The organism is Chloracidobacterium sp. N (assembly GCF_018304765.1).
Lineage (GTDB): Bacteria > Acidobacteriota > Blastocatellia > Chloracidobacteriales > Chloracidobacteriaceae > Chloracidobacterium > Chloracidobacterium aggregatum.
Map to the genome: position 1 here is coordinate 1,730,985 of NZ_CP072642.1, position 21,037 is coordinate 1,752,021.

Here is a 21,037-nt window from a genome sequence, read left to right on the forward strand (position 1 = left end):
TCTCCACAGCACGGCACCCATGGCCAAACAACCTGAGCTGACACCGGATGCCATCGGGCAAACCCGCCTTGCGTCGTCAACCAGCGCGCCGGCCCTGACGGAAGGGCTGCCCGACCAGACGCAGGTCTCTGCCAGAGAGTCCGGCACCAGAGCGGAAACCGGCCCGGTGGCGGAACAAACCATCCAGCTTGGCACGGGGCCGGTGGACCAGCGGGAGGCAGGGCGGAAGACGGCCCCGGCGCAGCCGCCTTCCACCCAACCCGTCGGCATGGAGACAACCTCTCCTCCAAGACAACGTCCGGTTGAAGGGCTGGCTATCGGGCAACGCTTCCAGGGCAAGTACGAAATCCTCCGGCTGCTTGGCGTCGGCGGCATGGGGCGGGTCTATAAGGCACGTCACTGCGAACTCGATACGCTTGTCGCCATCAAAATCATGGTCGGCAGCCTGTCGAGTGACCGTGAAGCCATCGAGCGTTTCAAGCGTGAGGCCCGGGCAATGGCGCGCGTCCAGCATCCCAATGCCGTACGGGTGCTCGATTCCGGCCTCGAGCAGGGGGATTGCTACCTCATCATGGAGTTCCTCGAAGGCGAAACGCTCCGGGAACGCATGACGCGCCTGCGCCAGCAGGGCACATCCCCTTCGCTGGAAACCATCATCCGCTACGCCGAACAGGTTTTTGCCGTGCTGGAGTTCATGCACCGGCAAAACATCACGCACCGCGACCTCAAACCCGACAACATCTTTCTGGCCCGCACGCCTGACGGAGAAGAAATCGTCAAGGTGCTCGACTTCGGGATTGCCAAAATCCAGACCGCAACCGTGGTCGGCATGACGACCGAGGGTACGATGATGGGCACACCACGCTACATGTCCCCGGAACAGTGCCGTGGGGCGGCCATTGACGGACGTGCGGACATCTACTCCATGGGCGTCGTGCTCTACGAAATGCTGGCTGGTCAACCACCCTTCGACGGCGACACGGCCATTGCCGTCGCGCTCAAGCACATCAACGAGCCGCCGCCCCCGCTGCGGCAACTCAACCCCAACGTTCCCGAAGCCGTGGCCGCCGTCATCCACCGCGCCCTTGAAAAATCGCCCAGTCAACGTTTCCGCACGGCGCAGGAATTTTCGCAGGCGCTTCTAAAAGCCGCCGGCCTGACACCGGTGCAGCCGGGATTACCGGCGGCCGTCGCTCCTTCCAGTGGGATTCCCAGCGAGGACGTGCCCACGCTGAAGCGACCGGCCGACAGCGGTGACACGCGCCCCTACGGCAGCGGTCTGCCGCTGGACGAAGGTGCGGCCAAGCGGCCCAACTGGTTCCTTGCCGCCGCCGCCGGCATCATTGTCTTGGGACTGATCGTTGTCGGTGTACAACTGTCTCGGCAATCTGTGTCCCAGCCGGCTTCACCTGTTACATCCCCGTCCCCAAGTGCCCCGGCAGCGCCCAAGGTGCTGGAAAACTTCATCCTCATTCCGGCGGGAACCTTCACCATGGGGCGCGATGCCGGCCCGGACGATTTCACCTCCGACAAGCGCGTGCCGGCGGATGAAACCCCTGCCCACCAGGTCACGGTCCCGGCTTTTTATCTGGCGAAGTATGAGACGACCAATGCCGAGTACAAACGCTTTGTTGCAGCAACGGGCCACCGGGCACCGCGAAGCTGGAAGCAGGGCAACTATCCGCCCGGACAGGACGATTTCCCGGTCACGGATGTCTCCTGGCAGGATGCGGTAGCCTACTGCGAATGGCTGACGAAGACGAATGGGGAAGGCATCACCTTCCGCCTGCCTACCGAAGCCGAATGGGAGTATGCCGCGCGTGGCACGGACGGCCGTCTTTTCCCGTGGGGCAGCTTCTGGCGCGATGGCACCGCCAACACCCGGCAGGCCAAGGTAGGAGCGACTGGCCAGTCGCCCCTACTGTTGCTCCTGCCGGTCAATGTCGAGCCGAACAACACCCGCGACAAAAGCGCCTTCGGCGTCTTTGGCATGGGGGGCAACGTGTGTGAATGGACGGCATCCGATTTCGCGCCGTATCCCGGCAGCACCTACCGCCCGGCCGGGCGTGATCTTGAATGCAAGGTGTATCGCGGCGGCCACTTCGCCTCACCGCTCAGCGATGCCCTCGCCTCCAGCCGCAAATGGACCTTGCCCGACAAAACCCAGGAATTCCTTGGCTTTCGTGTCGCCGCCACCCCGGCGCAACCATGAGGTTGAAAACCGTCAACCACCCTCTGCATTCCCTGCTCGTGTTGCTCACCGTTCTGGCGGTCAGCGGCTCGTCCGCAATGGCCCAGAAAGAAGCCGGTGTCATCGTCGAGAAAAAAGTCAGGACGGCGAACTATCGCCCGCCTTCCGTAGGGTCGCTCATGGTCGCCAGCAACACCCCAACGGGCGAAGTACTGCTCAACGGCCAGCCCAGCGGACAGTTGACCGATGCCAGGTTCATGAAGCGGCTCAATCCGGGACGTTATCGGCTTGAAGTCCGTGCCGCCGACTACCTGCCCTTCTCCCGCGAAGTCACCATCACGGCCGGACGCGCGGAAGCCGTCATTGCCGAACTCAAACCCAACTTCGCCACCCTTTCCCTGCCAAACCTGCGCCTGCGCCCAACGCCCAAGCCGGCCGTTTTCGTGGACGGCCAACCCCTGGACGAAGGACGGTGGCGGTTGGACGGCCAGCGGCTGGAAGCACGCATCAGCCCACCGGGCACACGCACCATCCTGGTCAGGCAGGGAACGCGCGTCGTCTATCGGGGAACCCTCAAACTGGAAGCGGCTGCAGCCAAGGTTGAAGTCGCCGAACCGCCGAAAGCCATCCTCCGCATCGAGTCGCTACCTACGGCCCGCGTCTATGCCGACGACGTGTACTGCGGAGATGTTTCAGCCGACGGCACGCTGGTGATTGACCAGCTTTCACCCGATGAAACCCACCGGCTGCGCATCGAGGCCGAACGCTACCGGACGTTTGAAACCGACCTCATCGTGACGACTGAGCAACCGACCCTGCTGCGCGCCCGCCTGGAAGCCATCATCGAGTTTGCGGACAACTTCACCAACCTTTACAAATGGGACGCCCCGCCCGGATGGGCCGTGGAAAACCAGCTTCTGCGTGTCAGCGGCCCGGCGTTTGCCGTCGGACTGCCCAGAGACGTTGGCTTTCGGGGCTGTGAAATCAACTTCGACCTGCGGATGACCCAGGGCTGGCGGGCCGCATGGATCGTACGTGGGCGCGATGAACGCAACGGCTACCTGTTCATTCTGGAAGCTCCAACGCCCACGACGAGTCGGATTGACACCTATCTCTACCGGGACGGCGCCATCGGGACGCCGGTGCAAAGCGACCCGCTGCCGCTGCGCTTCGAGGCGCGCAAGTGGAACCGCATCCGCATCGTTGCCCGCGACAACAAAATCAGCCACCTCATCACCCCCAGCGACAGCCCCGACGAAATCTCGGTGGCGCTGTTCCAGGACCGCGACAAGCTCTTTCCCTACGGTGCGCCGGGCTTTGTTTCCCTGCCGGACGCGACGTTCTATGTCGGTGGGTTTGTCGTCTGCCCGGAAGGGGCCGACTGCCGTCCCGAAATCAGGTAGCTGGTGCGGGCATCCACCAGCCCATCAACCCCACGGTCACATCCAGGAAGGCGGCAGAAACCACAGATGCGGTTTCCCAACGTGACAGTGCAGTGCCCGTGCGATGAGATTGCCCCAGGGCATCGAAAGCCAGAATGTCAGGCGTGGCAACGGCAACATGCTTCATTGACCTCCATTCTTCCCGGAGTGGGCCGTGGCGATGTGGGCCAGGCGGGTATCCAGACTCGGTAGCGGGTGAAACACCTGCTGCTTGCGACCGGTGATGTCCGGCTGGGCGCGATTGATTTCTGCCAGTGCAATCAGGGTGTCGCGCAACACCCGTGGATCACCGCCCTGGGCAAGGTAAAAGCGGTCTGCCGCCAGAACGCTGCGCCGTCCCAGGGCTGGCAGGACAAACAGGCCGGCAAAGTTCCACCACGTCATGCCAACGGCCAGTGTCAGCAGGTCCGCCAGTCCGCCATTCAGCCCGAAGTTGGTCAGTGCAGCCACAACGGCCAGCCCGGCAGAAAGCCACAGGCTGGATACCAGAACGCCCAGCGTACGGTGGCCCGTCTGGAGATGCCCCACCTCGCGCACGAGCAGGCAGGCCACCTGCTCCGGGCGCAGCTTGTCAAGCGTCGTCTGGCTTATCCACAACTGCGTCGTTGGCCCCCAGCCGACCAGGCCGCCATTGACGGCTTCATCCGCATCACCGGTGAAGACCACCAGTTTGGGTAGCTTTGAGCGTAGCGCAGGCGGCACCGCGTCAACGACCGGCGGCGCGTCAAAGGGCTTCCGGCGCACCACCGGCGGCAGCAGGAAAGGCTGGAGCAGGGCCAGCACCAGAGAGACGCCGGCCACCAACCCGGCCGCCGCCAGCCACCACCAGCCGGGCAGCCACTGATGCAACTGCCACAGGGCGGTCAGGCCGAGCACGAACATAACGCCCTGTCCGGTCACGCCGGTCAGATAAGCCATCAGCCAGTGACGCAACGTGCGCTGCGTCATGGCGAAACTGCGTTCTGCTGCCCAGCCGGTCAAAAGCTCCAGCGGTGCGTTGACGGCGGCGTACAGGACATAAAAGGCCGCCAACCCCAGCACAATCCTCCCGACCGAAGGCTGGGCCTCGATACCCAACGCACGGGACAGGGCAACGTGTCCCCCGGCCAGGATGAACACCGTGAAAAACATCAGATTCCAGCCAATTGCGCCAATTCCGCTCCAGAGACGAAAGTCCTGGTAGGCGCGGCCTGCCGTCAGCAAAGCGGTTTGATTCGTCATACGTCGTGGTGTTGCGAGGGGCAACCGGAGTAGCGCCCGGAGGGAGTCTGTGATGGTGATGCGCCAGTGAGCGGGACGCAACCCGTCTTTCCCGTCCGGTTTCCTGTCCGGCAACCCGGCCGTCCGCGCCGGGCAGGGGCAGGCGAGAAGACAGATTTTTCCGTTGCATCCCGGCGTCGTTCGGCCTAATGTTCTGAATGATGGTTCATTCAGTGCATCAATCCGGTGCACGCCTTTTGTCCCACCAAACCTTGTCCCTGTTTCTGGAAAGGCGACTCCACCTATGGCGCGACTCGTGGCCAGCCGTACCGCCGACAAGCCTCCGGCCCCGGCTTCGCGGGGCGAAAACGGCAAGCATGACACGATTTTACGCGCGGCCGTCACGGTCTTTGCACGCAACGGCTACTTCAACTCGAAGGTGTCGGACGTGGCACGGGAAGCTGGCGTGGCGGATGGGACGGTCTATCTGTACTTCAAAAACAAGGACGACCTGCTGTTTTCCATCATCACGGAAATGCTGGATTCGTTCATCGTCCACGTCCGAACGGCGATTGCGCCTCTGAGCAGCCCACTGGCCCAACTGCGCGAAATTGCACGCCTGCACCTCGAAATGCTTGGCCGTGACCGCGACCTCGCCGTGGTGTTTGAAGTCGAAATCCGGCACTCGACGAAGTTCATGGAGGAGTTTTCGACCAAAAAACTGAGCGAATACCTTGACCTTATCCAGCAGGTCATTGAAGCCGGTCAGAGGGCCGGCGAGTTTCGTCCTGACATCAACCCGCGCATTGCCACCAAGGTCTTTTTCGGTGCGCTCGACGAAATGGTGACGAACTGGATTCTAAGTCGTCGCGGCAAGCCCCTGGCGGCAGCCGTCGAGCCGGTTCTGGACATCCTGCTGCATGGTTTTGTGCCCCATCCGGCGTCTGTCGCCGCATCACCGACCAAGGAGTAGCCCATGGCTTACGGAACGTCCCCTGCCGTTGCCAAAGTCCCGACGACCCTGTGTGAAGCCTATGCTGCAGCCATCCGCAACCATGCCAAAGACGATGCCTTTGCCTACAAACACGCCGGGCAGTGGGTCAAGGTCTCGCACGCGGCCTTTGCCGAGCGCGTCCGCAAGGCACGCACTGGTTTCCTGGCACTGGGCATCCGACGCGGCGACCGGGTGGGGCTGCTTTCGGAAAACCGCCTCGAATGGACGATTACCGATGTGGCGCTGCTGAGCTGTGGCGCGGTGGATGTACCAATCTACGCCACCTCGACCGGCAGCCAGATTGCCTACATCATCAACGATGCCGGCGCGGAAGCCTTAGTGCTGTCGAACCAGAAACAGTTCGACAAGGTGGCGGCCGCTATCGGCGAGATGCCCCAACTGAAGTTCATCGTGACGTTCGACCCGGTCAACGTCACGGCTCCGCTGCCGTCGCGGGTGAAAGTCCTCACCTTTGAAGAGCTGGCACAGCTTGGCGACCGTGGTGGCGCCGGCGAATTCCTCGATGAGATGGCCCATGCGGCCAGCCCCGAAGACCTGGCCACGCTCATCTACACCTCTGGGACAACGGGCGACCCCAAAGGCGTCATGCTCACCCACGACAACCTGACGTTCAACCTCGTCGCCAATGTCGAACGGCTGACTGACCTGGGACCTGAAGATACCGCCCTGTCTTATCTGCCGCTTTCCCACGTCTATGAGCGGACGGTCATGAACGTCTTTGTGTATTCGGGCGTCTCGATGTACTTCGCCGAAAGCGTGGACACGGTGGCCCAGAACCTCATGGAAGTGCAGCCGACAGTCATGACGAGCGTCCCCCGTATCTTCGAGAAAATTCTGGCCAGGATTGAAGAAGAAGGACGCAAGGCCGGCGGACTGAAAACCAAACTGTTCACCTGGGCTATGGAAACCGGCCGCGAGTACTCGCGGGCTGTGCACCGGGGAAATGTTCCTCCGATGCTTTCGCTTCAGTATGACATTGCCTATGCCTTGGTTCTTTCCAAAATCAGAAACAAAATCGCTCCGCGCATCAAGTTTTTTTCCTCTGGTGGTGCAGCCCTGGCCGAAGACGTGATGCATGCCTTCTCCAGCATGGGGCTTACCATCCTGCAGGGCTATGGGTTGACGGAAACTTCTCCGGTCATTACCTCCAACACGAAACACGAAAACCGGCCCGGCACCGTCGGCAAGCCTCTCCGTGGCGTGGAGATCAAAATCGCTCCCGACGGTGAGATTCTCACCCGCGGCCGGCACGTCATGCGTGGCTACTACAACAAGCCGGACAAGACCGCCGAAGTGCTCACCCCGGATGGCTGGTTTCACACGGGCGATATTGGTGAAATTGACCCTGATGGTTTCCTGCGTATTACCGACCGCAAGAAAGACCTGTTCAAAACTTCGGGTGGCAAATACATCGCCCCGCAACCGATTGAAAATGCCCTGGTGACCTCCCCCCATATCACCCAGGCGGTAGTGGTTGGCAATGGGCGCAAGTTTCCCGGAGCTTTGATTGTGCCAACCCCTTCCAGTGTTCAAAACCTGGCCCGTGAGTTTGGACTCACCAATGCCAGTTACGCAGAACTGCTCAAGCATCCCAAGATTCTTGATTTCTACCGTCAGGAAGTGGCACGTCTGACGCCACATCTTGCCCAGTGGGAAAAGATCAAAAACATTGCCCTGCTTGAAAATGAACTGACGATTGAAAGTGGCGAACTGACGCCGACACTCAAAGTCAAACGACGTATCGTGGATGAAAAATACAAAGCTGAAATTGATGCCATCTACGACGAAAAAAACCTGGCTTCGGCCAGCTAAAGCCAGCGGGTGTCAGGCTGGCTTGGGCTGTGGCGATGACATTTCGACGACAAAGGATGACATTTCGACGACAAAGGACGTGTGACTATGGCTCGTAATATGGAAAAGGCGGCCGTACTCGGCGCCGGCGTGATGGGCGCCCAGATTGCCGCGCACCTGGCCAACGCCGGTATCCCCGTGGTTTTGCTGGACATCGTTCCGCCGGACACCCCGGCGGCGGCTGACGCCACAGCGCGCAGCCGTTTTGCCCGGTCGGCGCTCGAAAAGCTGCACAAGATGAAACCGGCGCCTTTTTTCCTGGCCAGCCATGCCGCCCGAATCCGGGCCGGCAACTTTGAAGACCACCTGGAATGGCTCCGGGACGCCGACTGGATCATCGAGGCCGTTACCGAAAACCTCGCCATCAAACGGGCGCTCTACGAAAAGATCGAACCGTTCCGCAAACCCGGCAGCCTCATCACTTCCAACACGTCCGGGATTCCCATTGCCTCGCTGGCCGAAGGCCGTTCGGAAGACTTCCGGCGGAACTTTCTGGGCACGCACTTCTTCAATCCGCCGCGCTACATGTATCTCGTCGAGCTGATCCGCACGCCCGACACCGACCCCGAAGCGTCCTGCTTTGCGTCCAAGCTGTGCGACGAGCTGCTCGGCAAAGGCATTGTCTATGCCAACGACCGCCCCAACTTCATTGCCAACCGCATCGGGATTTACGGCTTCATGCGGACGATTCAGGTCATGATGGAAATGGGGCTTTCCGTTACCGAAGTGGACAAAATGACCGGCCCGGCCATCGGGCGTCCGAACAGTGCCACGTTTCGTACCGGTGACCTGTCCGGTCTCGACACCACGGTGGCCGTGGCCCAAACCGTCTATGAGACCATCCCGGAAGATGAATGCCGGGCGCTGTTCGTTCCGCCGGACTTCATTCGCCAGATGGTTGAGCGGCGCTGGGTTGGCGACAAAGCCGGACAGGGCTTCTACAAACGGGTGCAAACCGAAGCCGGGCGCGAGATTTATGAACTGGACTACCGGACGATGGAGTACCGTCCCCAGCCGAAGGTCAACTTCCTTTCCCTGGAAGAAGCCAAACGCATCAGCGATCCCCGTGAACGGCTGCGGTTTCTCATCAACGGCAAGGATACGGTCGGGCAGTTCCTGTGGTCGGTCATTGGAGACGCCCTGGTGTACACCGCCAATCGCATCCCCGAAATCACCGACGATCTCGTGCAGGTGGACCGCGCCATGAAGTGGGGCTACAACTGGGAACTGGGGCCGTTTGAGACCTGGGATGCCTTGGGTGTTGCGGAAACGGCCAAGCGCCTGGAAGCCGACGGCAAACCGATTCCATCCCTGGTCACCGACCTTCTCTCCAGCGGCAAGACCAGCTTTTACGACAAGTACGAGACACAAACGGTCGTTTTCGTCCCAGCCAAAAAGACTCACGAACCGGTTGGCGACCGGGTGGGTGTGATCCTGCTCAAGTCGGTCAAAGAGCGGACGGGTGTCATCAGGAAAAATGCTGGTGCGTCACTCATTGATCTCGGCGACGGTGTGGCCTGTCTTGAGTTTCACACCAAGATGAACGCGCTTGGGGGCGACACCATTCAGATGATCCAGTTCGCCGTCAAGGAAGTGGCGCAGAACTTCGTCGGCCTGGTTGTCGGCAACCAGGGCGAAAACTTCAGCGCCGGCGCCAATTTGATGATGATGCTGATGGGCGCCCAGGAAGGCGAATGGGACGAACTCAACCACGCCATTCGGACATTCCAGAACACCGTCATGTCCCTGCGCTACTCGCCCAAGCCAACGGTCGTAGCGCCATTTGGGCTGACGCTGGGCGGCGGCTGCGAAATGACCCTGCACGGCGACCGGGTTCGGGCGGCGGCGGAAAGCTACATCGGGCTGGTTGAAGTCGGCGTGGGCCTTCTGCCGGCCGGCGGTGGCACAAAGGAGATGCTGGTTCGCTGCGCTGACCGCGCCCGTGGGACGGAAGCTGACCTCATGGTGTTCATCAAGGAAGCCTTCCAGAACATCATGCTGGCGAAAACCTCCACCAGCGCCGAAGAAGCCCGCGAACTGGGCTATCTGCGGCCGACCGACGGCATCACCATGAACCGTGACCGCCTCATTGCCGATGCCAAGCAAGCTGTTCTGGCGCTGGCGCTCGAAGGCTACCGGCAACCGGCGATGCGCACGGATATTCCTGCGCTGGGGGAGTCGGGGCTGGCGGTGCTCAAGCTGGGGCTGCACCAGATGCTCCGCGCCGGCTATGCCACCGAACATGATGTGGTCATCGGAACCAAAGTCGCCAAAGTGCTGACCGGCGGTGATTTGAATCACCCCAGCACCGTTTCGGAGCAGGACCTGCTCGACCTGGAACGGGAAGGATTCCTGAGCCTCCTGGGCGAACGCAAAACCCAGGAACGCATCCAGCACACACTCAAAACCGGTAAACCACTGCGCAACTAGGCAGTGGCCCGAACAACACAGCTTACCCCGTGGAGGACGTATGGCCCGCACGCCTGAAGAAATCGTCAAGCGTTACAAGGAAGCCAACATCTGGCTGCGTCACTGGAAACAACAAATTGGACTCGCCAAAGATGCCGAGCAGCGGGAGATGTTTACGCAGTACTACGAAGAGCGTGTCCAGGAAATTGCGGCGCTCGAAGAACCCTACCGCGCAGCACTGAAGATACTCAACCAACAGGAGAGCTGAACGCTGAACCGCAGTTTTTTCCGAGGTGTCACTTATGAAGGAAGCCGTCATTGTTTCTGCCGCCCGCACGGCGGTCGGAAAAGCCAAAAAAGGCGCTCTGGCGCACGTTCGTCCCGATGACTTCGGCGCAGTTGCCATTCGCGCCGCGGTCGAGCGGGCATCCCCGCTCGACCCGGCCGCCATTGACGATGTCATCTTTGGTTGCGCCATGCCGGAGGCCGAACAGGGCATGAACGTGGCCCGGATCGCGGCCCTCCGTGCCGGCCTGCCGGTATCGGTCAGTGCGGTGACGGTCAACCGCTTTTGTGCTTCCGGTTTGCAGACGATTGCGTTTGCCGCTGACCGCATCCGGGCTGGGGGAGCTGAAGTTATTGTTGCGGGTGGCACGGAGAGCATGTCGCTGATTCCGATGACCGGCAACAAGCTGTCCCCCAATCCCACTCTGGTGGACACCTACCCCGATGTGTACCTGAGTATGGGGCTGACGGCTGAAATGGTAGCCCGCAAGTACGACATCTCCCGTGAGGATGCCGATGCGTTTTCGTACCGCAGCCATCAGCGCGCCCTTGCTGCCCAGCAGGCCGGCAGGTTTCAGCCGGAAATTGCCCCGGTGACCGTCATCCGCAAGGACCGTGACGCCCGTGGAAAAACCATCACGACCGAGCAGGTGTTCGATGTGGATGAAGGCCCCCGGTCAGACACCACGCTCGAAGCCCTGGCCAGGCTCAAGCCGGCCTTTCACGTCGCCGGACAGGTGACGGCCGGTAATGCTTCGCAAACCAGCGATGGCGCGGCGGCCGTGGTGGTGATGTCGGAAACCAGGGCCCGGGAACTGGGCCTCCCCCCCCTCGCCCGCTTCGTGGCGTTTGCCACGGGCGGTGTGGCTCCCGAAATCATGGGCATCGGACCCGTGGAAGCCGTTCCCAAAGCTCTCAAGCAGGCCGGCCTGAGCCTTGATGCCATCAAACTCATCGAGCTCAACGAGGCCTTTGCGGCGCAATCGCTGGCAGTGATGAAGGTGCTGGAACTCGACCCGGAACGGGTCAACATCAACGGTGGCGCCATCGCTTTGGGGCATCCACTGGGCTGCACCGGCGCCAAGCTGACAGCTTCACTCATCTATGAACTACGTCGCCAGGGTGGGGGCTACGGGATGGTCACAATGTGTATCGGCGGCGGCATGGGTGCGGCCGGCATCTTTGAGGTCTTCCCCGAAGCTGCATAAATCCAGATGCGCGGAGGAATCGCCATGATGATGCGTCGTACCTGGTACTGGGTTTCACTGACGATGGCCCTGTGGCTGACTGGGACGGTGGTGGCAGCCGCCCCCAGATGCGCACAGGAAAAAGCCGAACCCAACACCCGTGCAGCTTCGGCGCCGGAAGTCGTCAGCGAGGCGCTCGGCATCCGGTTCACCAAACCGGACCGGCTGTGGACGGTCCTGAATGAAGAGGATTCAAGCCTCCCCAAGCTGGTCTGTCTGGCCGAGGAAGCCGATACTTGGTCTCCCCGTTTTGCGGTCTTGGCGCTTCCAAGCATCATCATGCCGAACGGCATGGAAGCCCGCCTGCGACATGTGAAGATAAGTTATGCCGACAATCGCCGCCTGGCCCAATCACAGGACACGGCCGACATCACGGCCTCTCAGCTTCGCATTCTCAAATTTGAGAAAACGACCTTTGCCGGCAGAGAGGCAACGCTCTTTGTTTACGAAATCAACAGTGAAAAGAGCTACCGCACGGTTGAATATGGGTTTCTTCATCAAAACAACTTTTACATCATCCAGGCTGCAGCACCGACTGACCTCTGGGAAAAACCGGAGGGCGCGGCCATGTTTGATCGCTCGTTCAAAAGCTTTTCATTCCTGAAGTCTTCATCACGTAAATAGGCGTTGCTCCTCCCTCGACGCCAGCCATCACAACCCACTGACGATACCGGGCCGGGAAGGCTTCCAACCCGGTATGGAAAGGATGTTCACCCATGTCAGCCGCAAGACCTGCCCCTGAAACCCAGGCCACCTATCCCAAAGGTGGTAGTTTCCTCATCGAAATGGTCTCTCCCCAGGAAGTTTTCACACCAGAAGACTTCAACGATGAGCAGCGCATGATTGCCAAAACAACGGCTGACTTCGTCAACAACGAAGTCCTGCCAAATATGGAAAAACTTGAAGAACAATACAAAACCGGTGACTTCAGTTTGACCGTCAGCCTGCTGCGCAAGGCAGCCGACATCGGACTCCTCGCTGGGGATATTCCGGCGAAGTATGGGGGACTCGAGCTGGACAAGGTATGCCAGATGCTGGTGTCTGAATTTATTTCGCGTTCGGGTGGCTTCTCCGTGTCGCTGGGTGGCCACACCGGCATTGGCACATGGCCCATCACCTACTTTGGTACTCCAGAACAAAAGGCATACTACTTGCCCAAGCTTGGAACTGGTGAGTGGCTGGCGGCCTACGCTCTTTCTGAACCGGGCAGCGGCTCGGATGCCCTTGGCGCGCGGGCCAGGGCGGTTCTCAATGCGGAAGGGACGCACTACATCCTCAACGGCACGAAGATGTGGATTTCCAATGCCGGATTTGCCGACATCTTCATTGTCTTCTGCAAGGTGGATGGTGAAAAGTTTTCAGCCTTTATTGTCCACCGCGACTACCCTGGTGTTTCGACCGGCAAGGAAGAAAACAAGATGGGTATTCACAGCTCATCCACCCGGCAACTCATTCTCGAAAACGTCCCGGTGCCAAAAGAAAATTTGCTTGGGGAGATCGGCAAAGGTCACCTCATTGCTTTCAACTGTCTGAACTTGGGGCGCTACAAACTCGGAGGTGGGGTCGTCGGCGGCGCAAAATCCATCCTCGAACACACGGCCAAGTATGTGATGGAGCGCAAACAGTTTGACCGTCCGATTGGTTCATTTGGCGCCATCAAGCATAAGATCGGCGAAATGGTGGCCCGTATTTATGCTACGGAGAGTATGTCCTACCGCACGGCCGGACTCATCCACAACATTCTGGCCGAGGTTGATGCCGACGATGCCGATCGCATCCTCAAAGGGATTGAAGAGTACGCCATCGAGTGCTCGATTATGAAAGTCTATGGCAGCGAAATGCTTGGCTACGTCGCTGACGAGGCGGTTCAGAGCTTTGGCGGGTATGGCTACTCCGAAGAATATCCGGTGGCCCGGGCCTACCGTGATGCGCGCATCAACCGTATCTTTGAAGGGACAAATGAAATCAACCGCCTTCTCATTCCCGGCATGTTGCTCAAGCGGAGCATGCGTGGAGAGTTGCCGATCCTGCAGGCCACACAGCGCATTCTCGATGAACTGCTGGCTGGGCCTTCCTTTGAGGAGGAGGATGACGCACCGCTGTCCAAAGAACGGAAAGCTATTGTGGATGCCAAGAAAATTGCCCTGCTCATTGCCGGCATTGCCGTCCAGAAATACGGTCAGAAACTGACTGAAGAGCAGGAAGTCCTGATAGCGTTCAGCGACATTGCCATGGATGTCTTTGCCATGGAGAGCAGTTACCTGCGGGCGCTCAAGCTTCACCAGTCCCGCCCCGCTGAAGCTGCGACCCGTGACGCCCTCGCCGCAACGCAGGTCTTTATTAACGATGCCGTCGGACGCATTGAGCTGACAGCCCGCCGCATCCTGCCCACCCTCTCGGAAGGTGACAACCTTCGGATACAGCTTGCCGCCGTCAAACGCTTCAGCAAGTACGATCTGGTGGACACGGTTCGGCTGCGCCGCTACCTGGCTGACCGCGCCTGTGAGGTGCAGGGCTATCCGGTCTTTGCCATCTGATACTGGCTGAGGGTGCCAATCCTGACGCGGGAGCCGTTCCTGGCTCCCGCGCTTTTCATTGACCTGCCTCTTGCCTCTGCGCCGATTGACGAAAACCAATTGCCGGAGTCAGCTTAATTCACCTACCGTTTGAATATGGGGCCAGGAAGCACGGACTGTACGGCAGGCCGCTGCGCGACCAGGCCCCGGGACAAGGCATATCCAACAAGGAAGGCGGCACGTGTCGGACTGGTTGTGGATGATGACGGGCTTGCTTGTATGCCTCCCCGTTGGCGGGCTGGCTTTGGTTCTGCTCTATCGCACGATCCAAGTGCGGCGTGTCGCCCGGCAAAGACAGGATTACGAGCGTTGTCGCGCCCAGCTCCAGGAACTGTCTGACACCCTTGACCAGGCCCAGTCACCTGAAGACATTCTGCCGCTGACCCAACGGTTCAAGGCCACCACCCGCGACGAAGTGGCAGCTATCAAACATGTCATCATCGAGGCATACGGCACCGCACCGGAACCCACACGGAAAGCGCTCGCCCTGCTCTATGAAAGCCTCGGACTCATCGCTGATGACCTTCAAATCATCCACAATGGCAACCTCGAAGAACGTTCACGGGCCACATTCCGGCTTGGGCGGCTCCGGTATCTCCCGGCCCTTGATGCCTTGGAGCGGGTCAGCAAACACAGCTCGACTGAATTGCGTTTGGTGGCCATCTGGGCATTGACGGAGATTGCCGATACCCGGTGTGTCAAGCCGGTTGTCATCGCTCTTTCCGAGGCCAATGGTTGGCAACTTATGCAGGCGGCCAACCGCCTGTTGGGGATGCAACGTGACCTGACACTGCCTCTGATGGAACTCTTGGATTCTGCCGGGGGCATGCGCGAACGCCGCGAGCGCATTATGACGACGGTGCTCGATCTCATCACGGACTTTGGAAGGCGCGCCCAAGAGTACATCAACCCCATTGCCGGACGCCAGGCAGCACTGCGCCTGCTGCAAAGTGACTCTGTCAATCTTCGTACCCGTGCCCTCCGCGCCCTGACGGCACTTGGAGTCGAGTCTTCCCAGGAAATCGAAAGTGTCTTACGGGCCCTCAGGGACAAAGACTGGGAGGTCCGTGCTGTGGCAGCCCGGGCAATTGGTGACTTACAGATCACGGCCGGACTGTCGGGACTTCAGGAAGCCGTGAGCGACCAGGCGTGGTGGGTTCGGCACAATGCAGCCCACGCCCTCAAAAAGCTGGGGGATGCCGGGGAAGTCGTCCTGCTTCAACTTCTGCAAAGTGATGACCGCTTCACCCGTGAAACCGTTACTCAGGTCCTGCAGGGCAGTTGACCCCTCTGGGACATTGGACAACCTATGTCACTCGCCAGCTTAATCGATCATACATGGCTTAAACCTGAAGCTACCAAGGCCGACATCGCGCGGCTTTGCCACGAGGCACAGACCCATGGTTTTGCAGCCGTATGTGTCAATCCCATCTGGGTTTCCCATGCCGCCCGGATACTGGCTGGTTGTGGTACAGCCGTATGTACCGTCATCGGCTTTCCCCTGGGGGCCACAACAACCGAGGTCAAGGTCTATGAAGCCCGACAGGCGCTTGAGAACGGTGCCCGTGAAATAGACATGGTTATGGCTGTCGGGCAGCTCAAGGATCGGGATTTTTCATTTGTTGAAGCCGACATCCAGTCCGTCGTCAACCTGACGCACCAATATAAGGCCCTGTGCAAAGTCATTATCGAGGCTGCATTGCTCACTGATGATGAAAAGGTACAAGCCTGCACCATTATCCAGGCGGCCGGAGCAGACTTTGTCAAAACATCAACTGGCTTCAGTCAAGGTGGGGCAACAGTAAGGGATGTCGTGTTACTCCGCCAAAGCGTAGGTCCAGCCATCGGGGTCAAAGCTTCTGGTGGGATCCGCAGTCGGGAAACTGCCGAACAACTGATTGCGGCCGGTGCAACCCGCATTGGCACAAGTAATGGCATAGCTATTCTGCAGGACCGTCAGGTATCTTCCACGTACTGAGCTACTCGGCAGTTTTGTCCTTGAGCAGGGTTACACGGGTGAGTTGGGTAGGCAGAGACTCACGATAGACAACTTCCAGGCGCTGCCCCGGCTTGATGTCTGACAGGCGAATTTCCTTACTACGACCAAGTATTGGAAAACCCTTTTCAGTTCCTATTTTGGCATTGCGTGAAACACGGTAGGTCAGTTCATCGCCCGTAATCTCGTCAGTTGCATCTATTGTATACAGGTCCGGGTTCACCGATTTCACGACCAGAACCGTCTTCAGATTGCGCTTGACTTCACTTGCCGTACGTGGTGCCCTCCCAACTCCAACGCTGCCCTGCCCGAACATGGGGACAGAACAGGTCAGCAGAAAGAAACCTGCAAACCAAACCAGATTGGCTGAAAGAAATCTCATAGTTTACCTCCTCAGTAGGTTCAGAATCAAAGCAACCCAATATGATAAAAGCCGTCATCTTTGACTTCGATGGAATTATTGCGGACACCGAAGAACTTCATTTCACTTGCTTGAAAGACATCCTATATCAGGAAGAAATCTTCATCAATCGTCAAACGTATGACGAGATTTATTTGGCACTGGATGACAAAAACTGCTTTAAGAGGGCTTTTGCAACAGCCAAATCAAAAGAACTTTCTCATCAGGAAATTGAAGAACTAGTCAAGCGCAAGGCAAATTTACTTCAATCTAATCTAACAGAGGTTAAATTATTCTCAGGAACTTCCGAGTGGATAAAAAAACACGCATCAGAAGTTTTACTTGGTATATGCTCAGGCGCACTCCACCGGGAAATTACACAAGTTCTTAGCAAACACTCTTTGTTGGAATACTTTGCAGTTATTGTCACGGCTGAAGATGTTGAGCAAAGTAAGCCATCACCAGAAGGCTACCTGTTGGCTTTGCAACGGCTGCAGGAAATATCAGGCAGACACATCTCCCCCTCCGAGTGCCTTGTCATCGAGGATTCAGTAGCCGGTATAGAGGCGGCCAAAGCGGCCCGCATGTACTGCGCAGCTATAACCAACTCTTATTCCAGAGAAAAACTCTGTCAGGCTGACGTTATCTTTGACTCAATCCTAGAGCTTTCCTTAGAAAGACTCGACATCCAGCTCAGGCCGCCTGACATTCTTCCATCTGGCTAGTATGTCACGTCAACTACCCAATTGGCTTATTGAACTCTGTAGAGACATCAGCTCAACAGGTGGAAAAGCATTGCTCGTAGGTGGCTGCGTCAGGGACAGACTGCTTGGCTACCCGGTAAAGGATTACGATATTGAGGTTTATGGACTACCCAGTGAACAACTCAGGGAGGTGCTCGAAAAACATGGAAGAGTAAACACAGTGGGCGAACACTTTGCTGTTTATAAGCTGAAACCCAATGCCGAACCAACTTATGAGGTAGATGTATCACTACCCAGACGCGAGTCCAAGCATGGGTCTGGACACCGCGGCTTCATCATTCAGGGAGACCCCTGGATGACATTTCAGGATGCAGCGAATCGGCGTGACTTCACCATCAATGCCATCCTGCAAGACCCACTCAGCGAAACCATCATTGATCCCTGTCAGGGGTTGTCTGACCTCGGTAGAAGAGAGCTACGCGCCGTCAATGCAAATACATTCAAGGATGACTCGTTGAGAGTTCTGCGGGCAGCACAACTGTCTTCCAGATACAGGCTGAAAATAACTGATGAAACAAAACTCCTATGCCAAGAGACGAACTTGAAAGATATTCCCAAAGAACGGATATGGGATGAGGTTAAAAAACTTCTCTTGCTTTCTCCCTGCCCATCCTTGGGATTTGGCTATTTCTTGGAGCTTGGAGTTGTTGGGCAGCTTTTCCCTATGCTGTGGGAGTTGCAAAGCTCACTCGTTGGGAAAAACCCGTACTCAGCAGAATCTGCTTGGAACTACGTACTGTCTTCCCTCGACCGAGGGAAAACGTATATAGAAGAGTTGAGTGAACCTGAGAAAATATCAGTCCTTGTGTCTGTTATTGGGACAAGATTAAGTGAAAATAATCTGATAAAGCTCTTGGATGCTCTTGGTATTTATACTTATCAGGGTTATCAACTGCGCGCTCAAATTATCACATTGAGCAAGATACACCTGCTTCCGTATAAAATTTTTCACCAGATTCAGGAGCAGAGGTTTTATGCTTTTGCCCTGAAGAGAGTGGCCAGACTTACTGATCTCAAGCTGATTGTCTGTCTCTCAGAGTCCCTACACCTTGATGCTTCGGAACAAATATCAGATTGGCTTAGGAAAAGTTCAAACTCGATAAGCCGATCGGAAAGTCCAATACTCAGAGGTCATCATATCCTGAGAACGGGCTTGAACCAAGGACCGGCAGTAGGAAAACTGATTCGGCAGATTTATGAATATCAAATTGAAGGCAGAGTCAAAAACCTTGAAGATGCTGAGCAATTGGCAACAAATCTTCTTCTGAGAGAAAAGTCAATTAGTGGTTTAGGAAAGTTTCAAGAAAACGGGTAGAGAAATGGCCCGATCTGAAAGTATCACTGTCCATAATTCTTTGGTGAAGCGGTATTGTTGTCTTGATCCCCTCGATAACAAAGGTTTCCAGTGCTCTTTTCATGCGGGCAATGGCTTGGTTTCGATTTGGTGCATGGACAATCAACTTGGCAACCATTGAGTCGTAGTAAGGCGGAACCCTGTAGCCTGAATACACATGGGTATCAACCCGAACACCAGGTCCACTGGGAATATTGAGGGAAGTGATACATCCCGGTGAAGGAGTAAATTTTTCTGGGTCTTCAGCATTGATCCGGCATTCAATTGCATGCCCCTTGAGATTAACTTTATCCTGCGAGATGGTCAGTTTCTCTCCGGCAGCAACAAGGATTTGCTCACGCACCAAGTCAACATCAGCGACAAACTCCGTCACTGGATGCTCAACCTGTATCCTTGTGTTCATTTCCATAAAATAAAAGTTTAATGCTTCATCTACAATAAACTCTACCGTTCCCACACCGGCATAATTCACCTTATGACAGGCCCCGAGTGCAGCCTGCCCCATCTGCTCACGCATTTCGGGCGAGACAACTGGACTTGGAGACTCTTCTATAAGCTTTTGGTTTTTGCGCTGTATTGAGCAATCTCTCTCACCGAAATGAATTGTATTACCATGTTTATCTGCCAAGACCTGAATTTCAATATGCCGGGGCTTTTCAATGTACTTCTCCACGTAAACACCAGGATTTCCAAAAGCAGCAGCAGCTTCTGATTGAGCCGACTGAAAGGCCGAGCGCAGTTCCTCAACTGATCTGACAATACGCATGCCCCGCCCACCACCACCGGCGGTAGCCTTGATCATCAAAGGGAAACCTATTTCGGCCGCAACAGATTCCGCCGCATCCAGCGACTCAAGCACTCCATCGCTACCCGGCACGACAGGAACACCCGCAGCCTGCATGGTGGACTTGGCTGTCGCCTTGTCACCCATAGTTCTGATAGCGCTTGGTGAAGGCCCGATGAAGGTGATGTTACAGGCTTCACAAACCTCAGCAAAGTGGGCGTTCTCTGATAGAAATCCATATCCAGGATGGATCGCGTCAGCATCCGTTACTTCAGCCGCACTAATCAAAGCGGGTATGTTCAGGTAACTTTGCTTGGAGGGTGGCGGGCCAATGCAGACAGCCTCATCGGCAAAGCGCACGTGCAATGAGTCAGCATCCGCCTGAGAATAGACAGCGACTGTTTTCAGTCCAAGCTCCTTACAAGCCCATATAATACGGCAAGCAATCTCGCCTCGATTTGCAACAAGCACTTTTCTGAATAAAGGCACTATTGCTTCCTCTTCAAAGAAAAGAGTGGCTGACCGAATTCTACGGGTTTTCCATTCTCCTGATGTATTTTTACTATTTCGCCAGCAACATCAGACTCAACCTCATTCATCAACTTCATGGCCTCTATGATACAGAGCACAGTACCTGGTGAGACCTGACTGCCTACTTCAACAAACGGCTTGGAATCTGGACTGGGAGCACGGTAGAAAGTCCCAACAATTGGCGAAAAGATTACATGCAGCGTACTATCTTCCATTTGATCTTCAGCACTGGCCGGCTCTTTTGCAGACTGACCAGCAGGAGGCTTTCCCTCTTGGGGAGAGAAACGTGATTCGGCAGAGGAATCAGCAGAGGAAGAAGACACTGATGTGGTTGGGGTGCCGGTCAAATGAGTTGTCCTGATGCGGAGTTTCAAGCCAGCTTTATCAATTTCCAACTCAGCTATGTTTTTACCGCTGACAAACTCTATAAGCTCTTTAATTTCTTTTAAGTTCACCAGAGCCAACCTCTTAAAAAAGGAGCTTCGACACCTCAAGTACCGAAGCCTGTCAGGATACCTGCTTACTTACAAGGGGACTTTCTTACAAGGGGACTTTATCTATCGCTCAGTGTCAACAAACTCGATGACGGCAAGCTCTGCTCCATCGCCCCGGCGGCTTCCAAGTTTCAGGATCCGGGTGTAACCGCCCTTCCTTTCTGAGTAACGTGCAGCGAGTACATCAAAAAGCTTGGCCAAGGCAGCAATCCCAGCCGTTCTTTCAGAACCGTGTTTCAAGCGTTTCGGATTTGCATTCCACCCCTGGTTGCCAGCATGAAAGTAGCCTGCCGCTAACCGTCGGGCATGTAAGTCGCCTCTTTTCCCAAGAGTGACAGCCCGCTCAACAAAAGGGCGAAGTTCTTTTGCCTTCTGCAGGGTAGTGATCAATCGCTCATTTAAAACCAGGGAGGTAGCCAGATTTCTCAGCAGAGATTTTCTGTGAGACGAAGTACGTCCCAATTTTCTGTGTGCATTCAAGTGTCTCATATCTGCAAC

19 protein-coding genes are annotated in these 21,037 nt (G+C 57.0%); 13 read left to right on the forward strand and 6 right to left on the reverse strand.

The genetic code is table 11. The features are described 5' to 3' along the window. Positions 1-19 precede the first annotated feature (19 nt). Positions 20-2,212 (forward strand): bifunctional serine/threonine-protein kinase/formylglycine-generating enzyme family protein, encoded by a 2,193-nt coding sequence (locus J8C05_RS07120; RefSeq protein ID WP_211421561.1) that lies wholly within the window; start codon positions 20-22, stop codon positions 2,210-2,212. After that, the gene (locus tag J8C05_RS07125) at positions 2,209-3,594 is read left to right on the forward strand and encodes a PEGA domain-containing protein (RefSeq protein ID WP_211421562.1); all 1,386 of its coding nucleotides are present in this window, start codon (positions 2,209-2,211) and stop codon (positions 3,592-3,594) included. The genes J8C05_RS07120 and J8C05_RS07125 overlap by 4 nt, the downstream gene beginning before the upstream one ends. Before the next feature lie 36 nt (positions 3,595-3,630). Here J8C05_RS07125 and J8C05_RS15620 read toward each other — a convergent pair whose 3' ends face one another. Both J8C05_RS15620 and J8C05_RS07130 read right to left on the reverse strand, forming a co-directional pair. Then, positions 3,631-3,753 (reverse strand): hypothetical protein, encoded by a 123-nt coding sequence (locus tag J8C05_RS15620; RefSeq protein ID WP_281503751.1) that lies wholly within the window; start codon positions 3,751-3,753, stop codon positions 3,631-3,633. 3 nt (positions 3,754-3,756) lie between these two features. Then, entirely contained in the window at positions 3,757-4,854 is a 1,098-nt protein-coding gene (locus tag J8C05_RS07130; RefSeq protein ID WP_211421563.1) for a M48 family metalloprotease, read from the reverse strand. Positions 4,855-5,137: 283 nt separating this feature from the next. Here J8C05_RS07130 and J8C05_RS07135 point away from each other — a divergent pair, with 283 nt between their 5' ends. From J8C05_RS07135 to deoC, 9 genes are all read left to right on the forward strand, one after another. After that, positions 5,138-5,806: a TetR/AcrR family transcriptional regulator gene (locus tag J8C05_RS07135; RefSeq protein ID WP_211421564.1), complete on the forward strand. Its 669-nt coding sequence runs from the start codon at positions 5,138-5,140 to the stop codon at positions 5,804-5,806. A gap of 3 nt (positions 5,807-5,809) precedes the next feature. After that, complete coding sequence (locus tag J8C05_RS07140) at positions 5,810-7,660, forward strand: AMP-dependent synthetase/ligase (RefSeq protein ID WP_211421565.1); 1,851 nt, start codon at positions 5,810-5,812, stop codon at positions 7,658-7,660. An 87-nt stretch (positions 7,661-7,747) separates the two neighbouring features. Then, a complete protein-coding gene (locus tag J8C05_RS07145; protein ID WP_211421566.1) occupies positions 7,748-10,129 on the forward strand; it encodes a 3-hydroxyacyl-CoA dehydrogenase/enoyl-CoA hydratase family protein in 2,382 nt (793 codons plus the stop codon). 40 nt (positions 10,130-10,169) lie between these two features. Next, a complete protein-coding gene (locus J8C05_RS07150; RefSeq protein ID WP_058867684.1) occupies positions 10,170-10,376 on the forward strand; it encodes a hypothetical protein in 207 nt (68 codons plus the stop codon). A 34-nt stretch (positions 10,377-10,410) separates the two neighbouring features. After that, a complete protein-coding gene (locus J8C05_RS07155; protein ID WP_211421567.1) occupies positions 10,411-11,601 on the forward strand; it encodes a thiolase family protein in 1,191 nt (396 codons plus the stop codon). A 24-nt stretch (positions 11,602-11,625) separates the two neighbouring features. Then, positions 11,626-12,264, forward strand: coding sequence for a hypothetical protein (locus J8C05_RS07160; RefSeq protein WP_211421568.1), 639 nt, complete (start codon positions 11,626-11,628; stop codon positions 12,262-12,264). Between the two features lie 92 nt (positions 12,265-12,356). Next, positions 12,357-14,177, forward strand: a complete 1,821-nt coding sequence (locus tag J8C05_RS07165; RefSeq protein WP_246840673.1) for an acyl-CoA dehydrogenase family protein — start codon at positions 12,357-12,359, stop codon at positions 14,175-14,177. A 220-nt stretch (positions 14,178-14,397) separates the two neighbouring features. Next, on the forward strand, positions 14,398-15,501 hold the full coding sequence (locus tag J8C05_RS07170) for a HEAT repeat domain-containing protein (RefSeq protein WP_211421569.1): 1,104 nt from the start codon (positions 14,398-14,400) through the stop codon (positions 15,499-15,501). 24 nt (positions 15,502-15,525) lie between these two features. After that, positions 15,526-16,194 carry a deoxyribose-phosphate aldolase gene (gene deoC / locus J8C05_RS07175; protein ID WP_211421570.1) on the forward strand — a complete coding sequence of 223 codons (669 nt, stop codon included), beginning with the start codon at positions 15,526-15,528 and terminating at the stop codon, positions 16,192-16,194. Between the two features lies 1 nt (position 16,195). Here the strand turns inward: deoC and J8C05_RS07180 are convergent, their stop codons facing one another. Further along, positions 16,196-16,594 carry a hypothetical protein gene (locus J8C05_RS07180; protein WP_211421571.1) on the reverse strand — a complete coding sequence of 133 codons (399 nt, stop codon included), beginning with the start codon at positions 16,592-16,594 and terminating at the stop codon, positions 16,196-16,198. Between the two features lie 41 nt (positions 16,595-16,635). Between J8C05_RS07180 and J8C05_RS07185 the strand changes: the two genes are divergently transcribed. Both J8C05_RS07185 and J8C05_RS07190 read left to right on the forward strand, forming a co-directional pair. Further along, a complete protein-coding gene (locus tag J8C05_RS07185) occupies positions 16,636-17,337 on the forward strand; it encodes an HAD family hydrolase (protein WP_211421572.1) in 702 nt (233 codons plus the stop codon). Between the two features lies 1 nt (position 17,338). Further along, a complete protein-coding gene (locus J8C05_RS07190; protein WP_211421573.1) occupies positions 17,339-18,691 on the forward strand; it encodes a CCA tRNA nucleotidyltransferase in 1,353 nt (450 codons plus the stop codon). On the opposite strand, the gene accC is transcribed toward J8C05_RS07190, so the two are convergent. The 3 genes from accC to rplQ all read right to left on the reverse strand — a co-directional run bounded on the left by accC (position 18,657) and on the right by rplQ (position 21,028). Continuing rightward, positions 18,657-20,003, reverse strand: coding sequence for an acetyl-CoA carboxylase biotin carboxylase subunit (gene accC / locus J8C05_RS07195; protein ID WP_211421574.1), 1,347 nt, complete (start codon positions 20,001-20,003; stop codon positions 18,657-18,659). The genes J8C05_RS07190 and accC overlap by 35 nt on opposite strands. Next, complete coding sequence (gene accB, locus J8C05_RS07200) at positions 20,003-20,500, reverse strand: acetyl-CoA carboxylase biotin carboxyl carrier protein (protein WP_246840674.1); 498 nt, start codon at positions 20,498-20,500, stop codon at positions 20,003-20,005. Before accB ends, accC begins: the two co-directional genes overlap by 1 nt. 102 nt (positions 20,501-20,602) lie before the next feature. Beyond that, the gene (rplQ, locus tag J8C05_RS07205; RefSeq protein WP_058880770.1) at positions 20,603-21,028 is read right to left on the reverse strand and encodes a 50S ribosomal protein L17; all 426 of its coding nucleotides are present in this window, start codon (positions 21,026-21,028) and stop codon (positions 20,603-20,605) included. Positions 21,029-21,037: the final 9 nt, after the last annotated feature.

Bases quoted from the DNA above. Each gene is read 5' to 3' on its own strand.
- J8C05_RS07120 (WP_211421561.1), top strand. From the start codon at position 20: ATGGCCAAACAACCTGAGCTGACACCGGATGCCATCGGGCAAACCCGC.
- J8C05_RS07125 (WP_211421562.1), top strand. From the start codon at position 2,209: ATGAGGTTGAAAACCGTCAACCACCCTCTGCATTCCCTGCTCGTGTTG.
- J8C05_RS15620 (WP_281503751.1), bottom strand. From the start codon at position 3,753: ATGTTGCCGTTGCCACGCCTGACATTCTGGCTTTCGATGCCCTGGGGC.
- J8C05_RS07130 (WP_211421563.1), bottom strand. From the start codon at position 4,854: ATGACGAATCAAACCGCTTTGCTGACGGCAGGCCGCGCCTACCAGGAC.
- J8C05_RS07135 (WP_211421564.1), top strand. From the start codon at position 5,138: ATGGCGCGACTCGTGGCCAGCCGTACCGCCGACAAGCCTCCGGCCCCG.
- J8C05_RS07140 (WP_211421565.1), top strand. From the start codon at position 5,810: ATGGCTTACGGAACGTCCCCTGCCGTTGCCAAAGTCCCGACGACCCTG.
- J8C05_RS07145 (WP_211421566.1), top strand. From the start codon at position 7,748: ATGGCTCGTAATATGGAAAAGGCGGCCGTACTCGGCGCCGGCGTGATG.
- J8C05_RS07150 (WP_058867684.1), top strand. From the start codon at position 10,170: ATGGCCCGCACGCCTGAAGAAATCGTCAAGCGTTACAAGGAAGCCAAC.
- J8C05_RS07155 (WP_211421567.1), top strand. From the start codon at position 10,411: ATGAAGGAAGCCGTCATTGTTTCTGCCGCCCGCACGGCGGTCGGAAAA.
- J8C05_RS07160 (WP_211421568.1), top strand. From the start codon at position 11,626: ATGATGATGCGTCGTACCTGGTACTGGGTTTCACTGACGATGGCCCTG.
- J8C05_RS07165 (WP_246840673.1), top strand. From the start codon at position 12,357: ATGTCAGCCGCAAGACCTGCCCCTGAAACCCAGGCCACCTATCCCAAA.
- deoC (WP_211421570.1), top strand. From the start codon at position 15,526: ATGTCACTCGCCAGCTTAATCGATCATACATGGCTTAAACCTGAAGCT.
- J8C05_RS07180 (WP_211421571.1), bottom strand. From the start codon at position 16,594: ATGAGATTTCTTTCAGCCAATCTGGTTTGGTTTGCAGGTTTCTTTCTG.
- J8C05_RS07185 (WP_211421572.1), top strand. From the start codon at position 16,636: ATGATAAAAGCCGTCATCTTTGACTTCGATGGAATTATTGCGGACACC.
- J8C05_RS07190 (WP_211421573.1), top strand. From the start codon at position 17,339: ATGTCACGTCAACTACCCAATTGGCTTATTGAACTCTGTAGAGACATC.
- rplQ (WP_058880770.1), bottom strand. From the start codon at position 21,028: ATGAGACACTTGAATGCACACAGAAAATTGGGACGTACTTCGTCTCAC.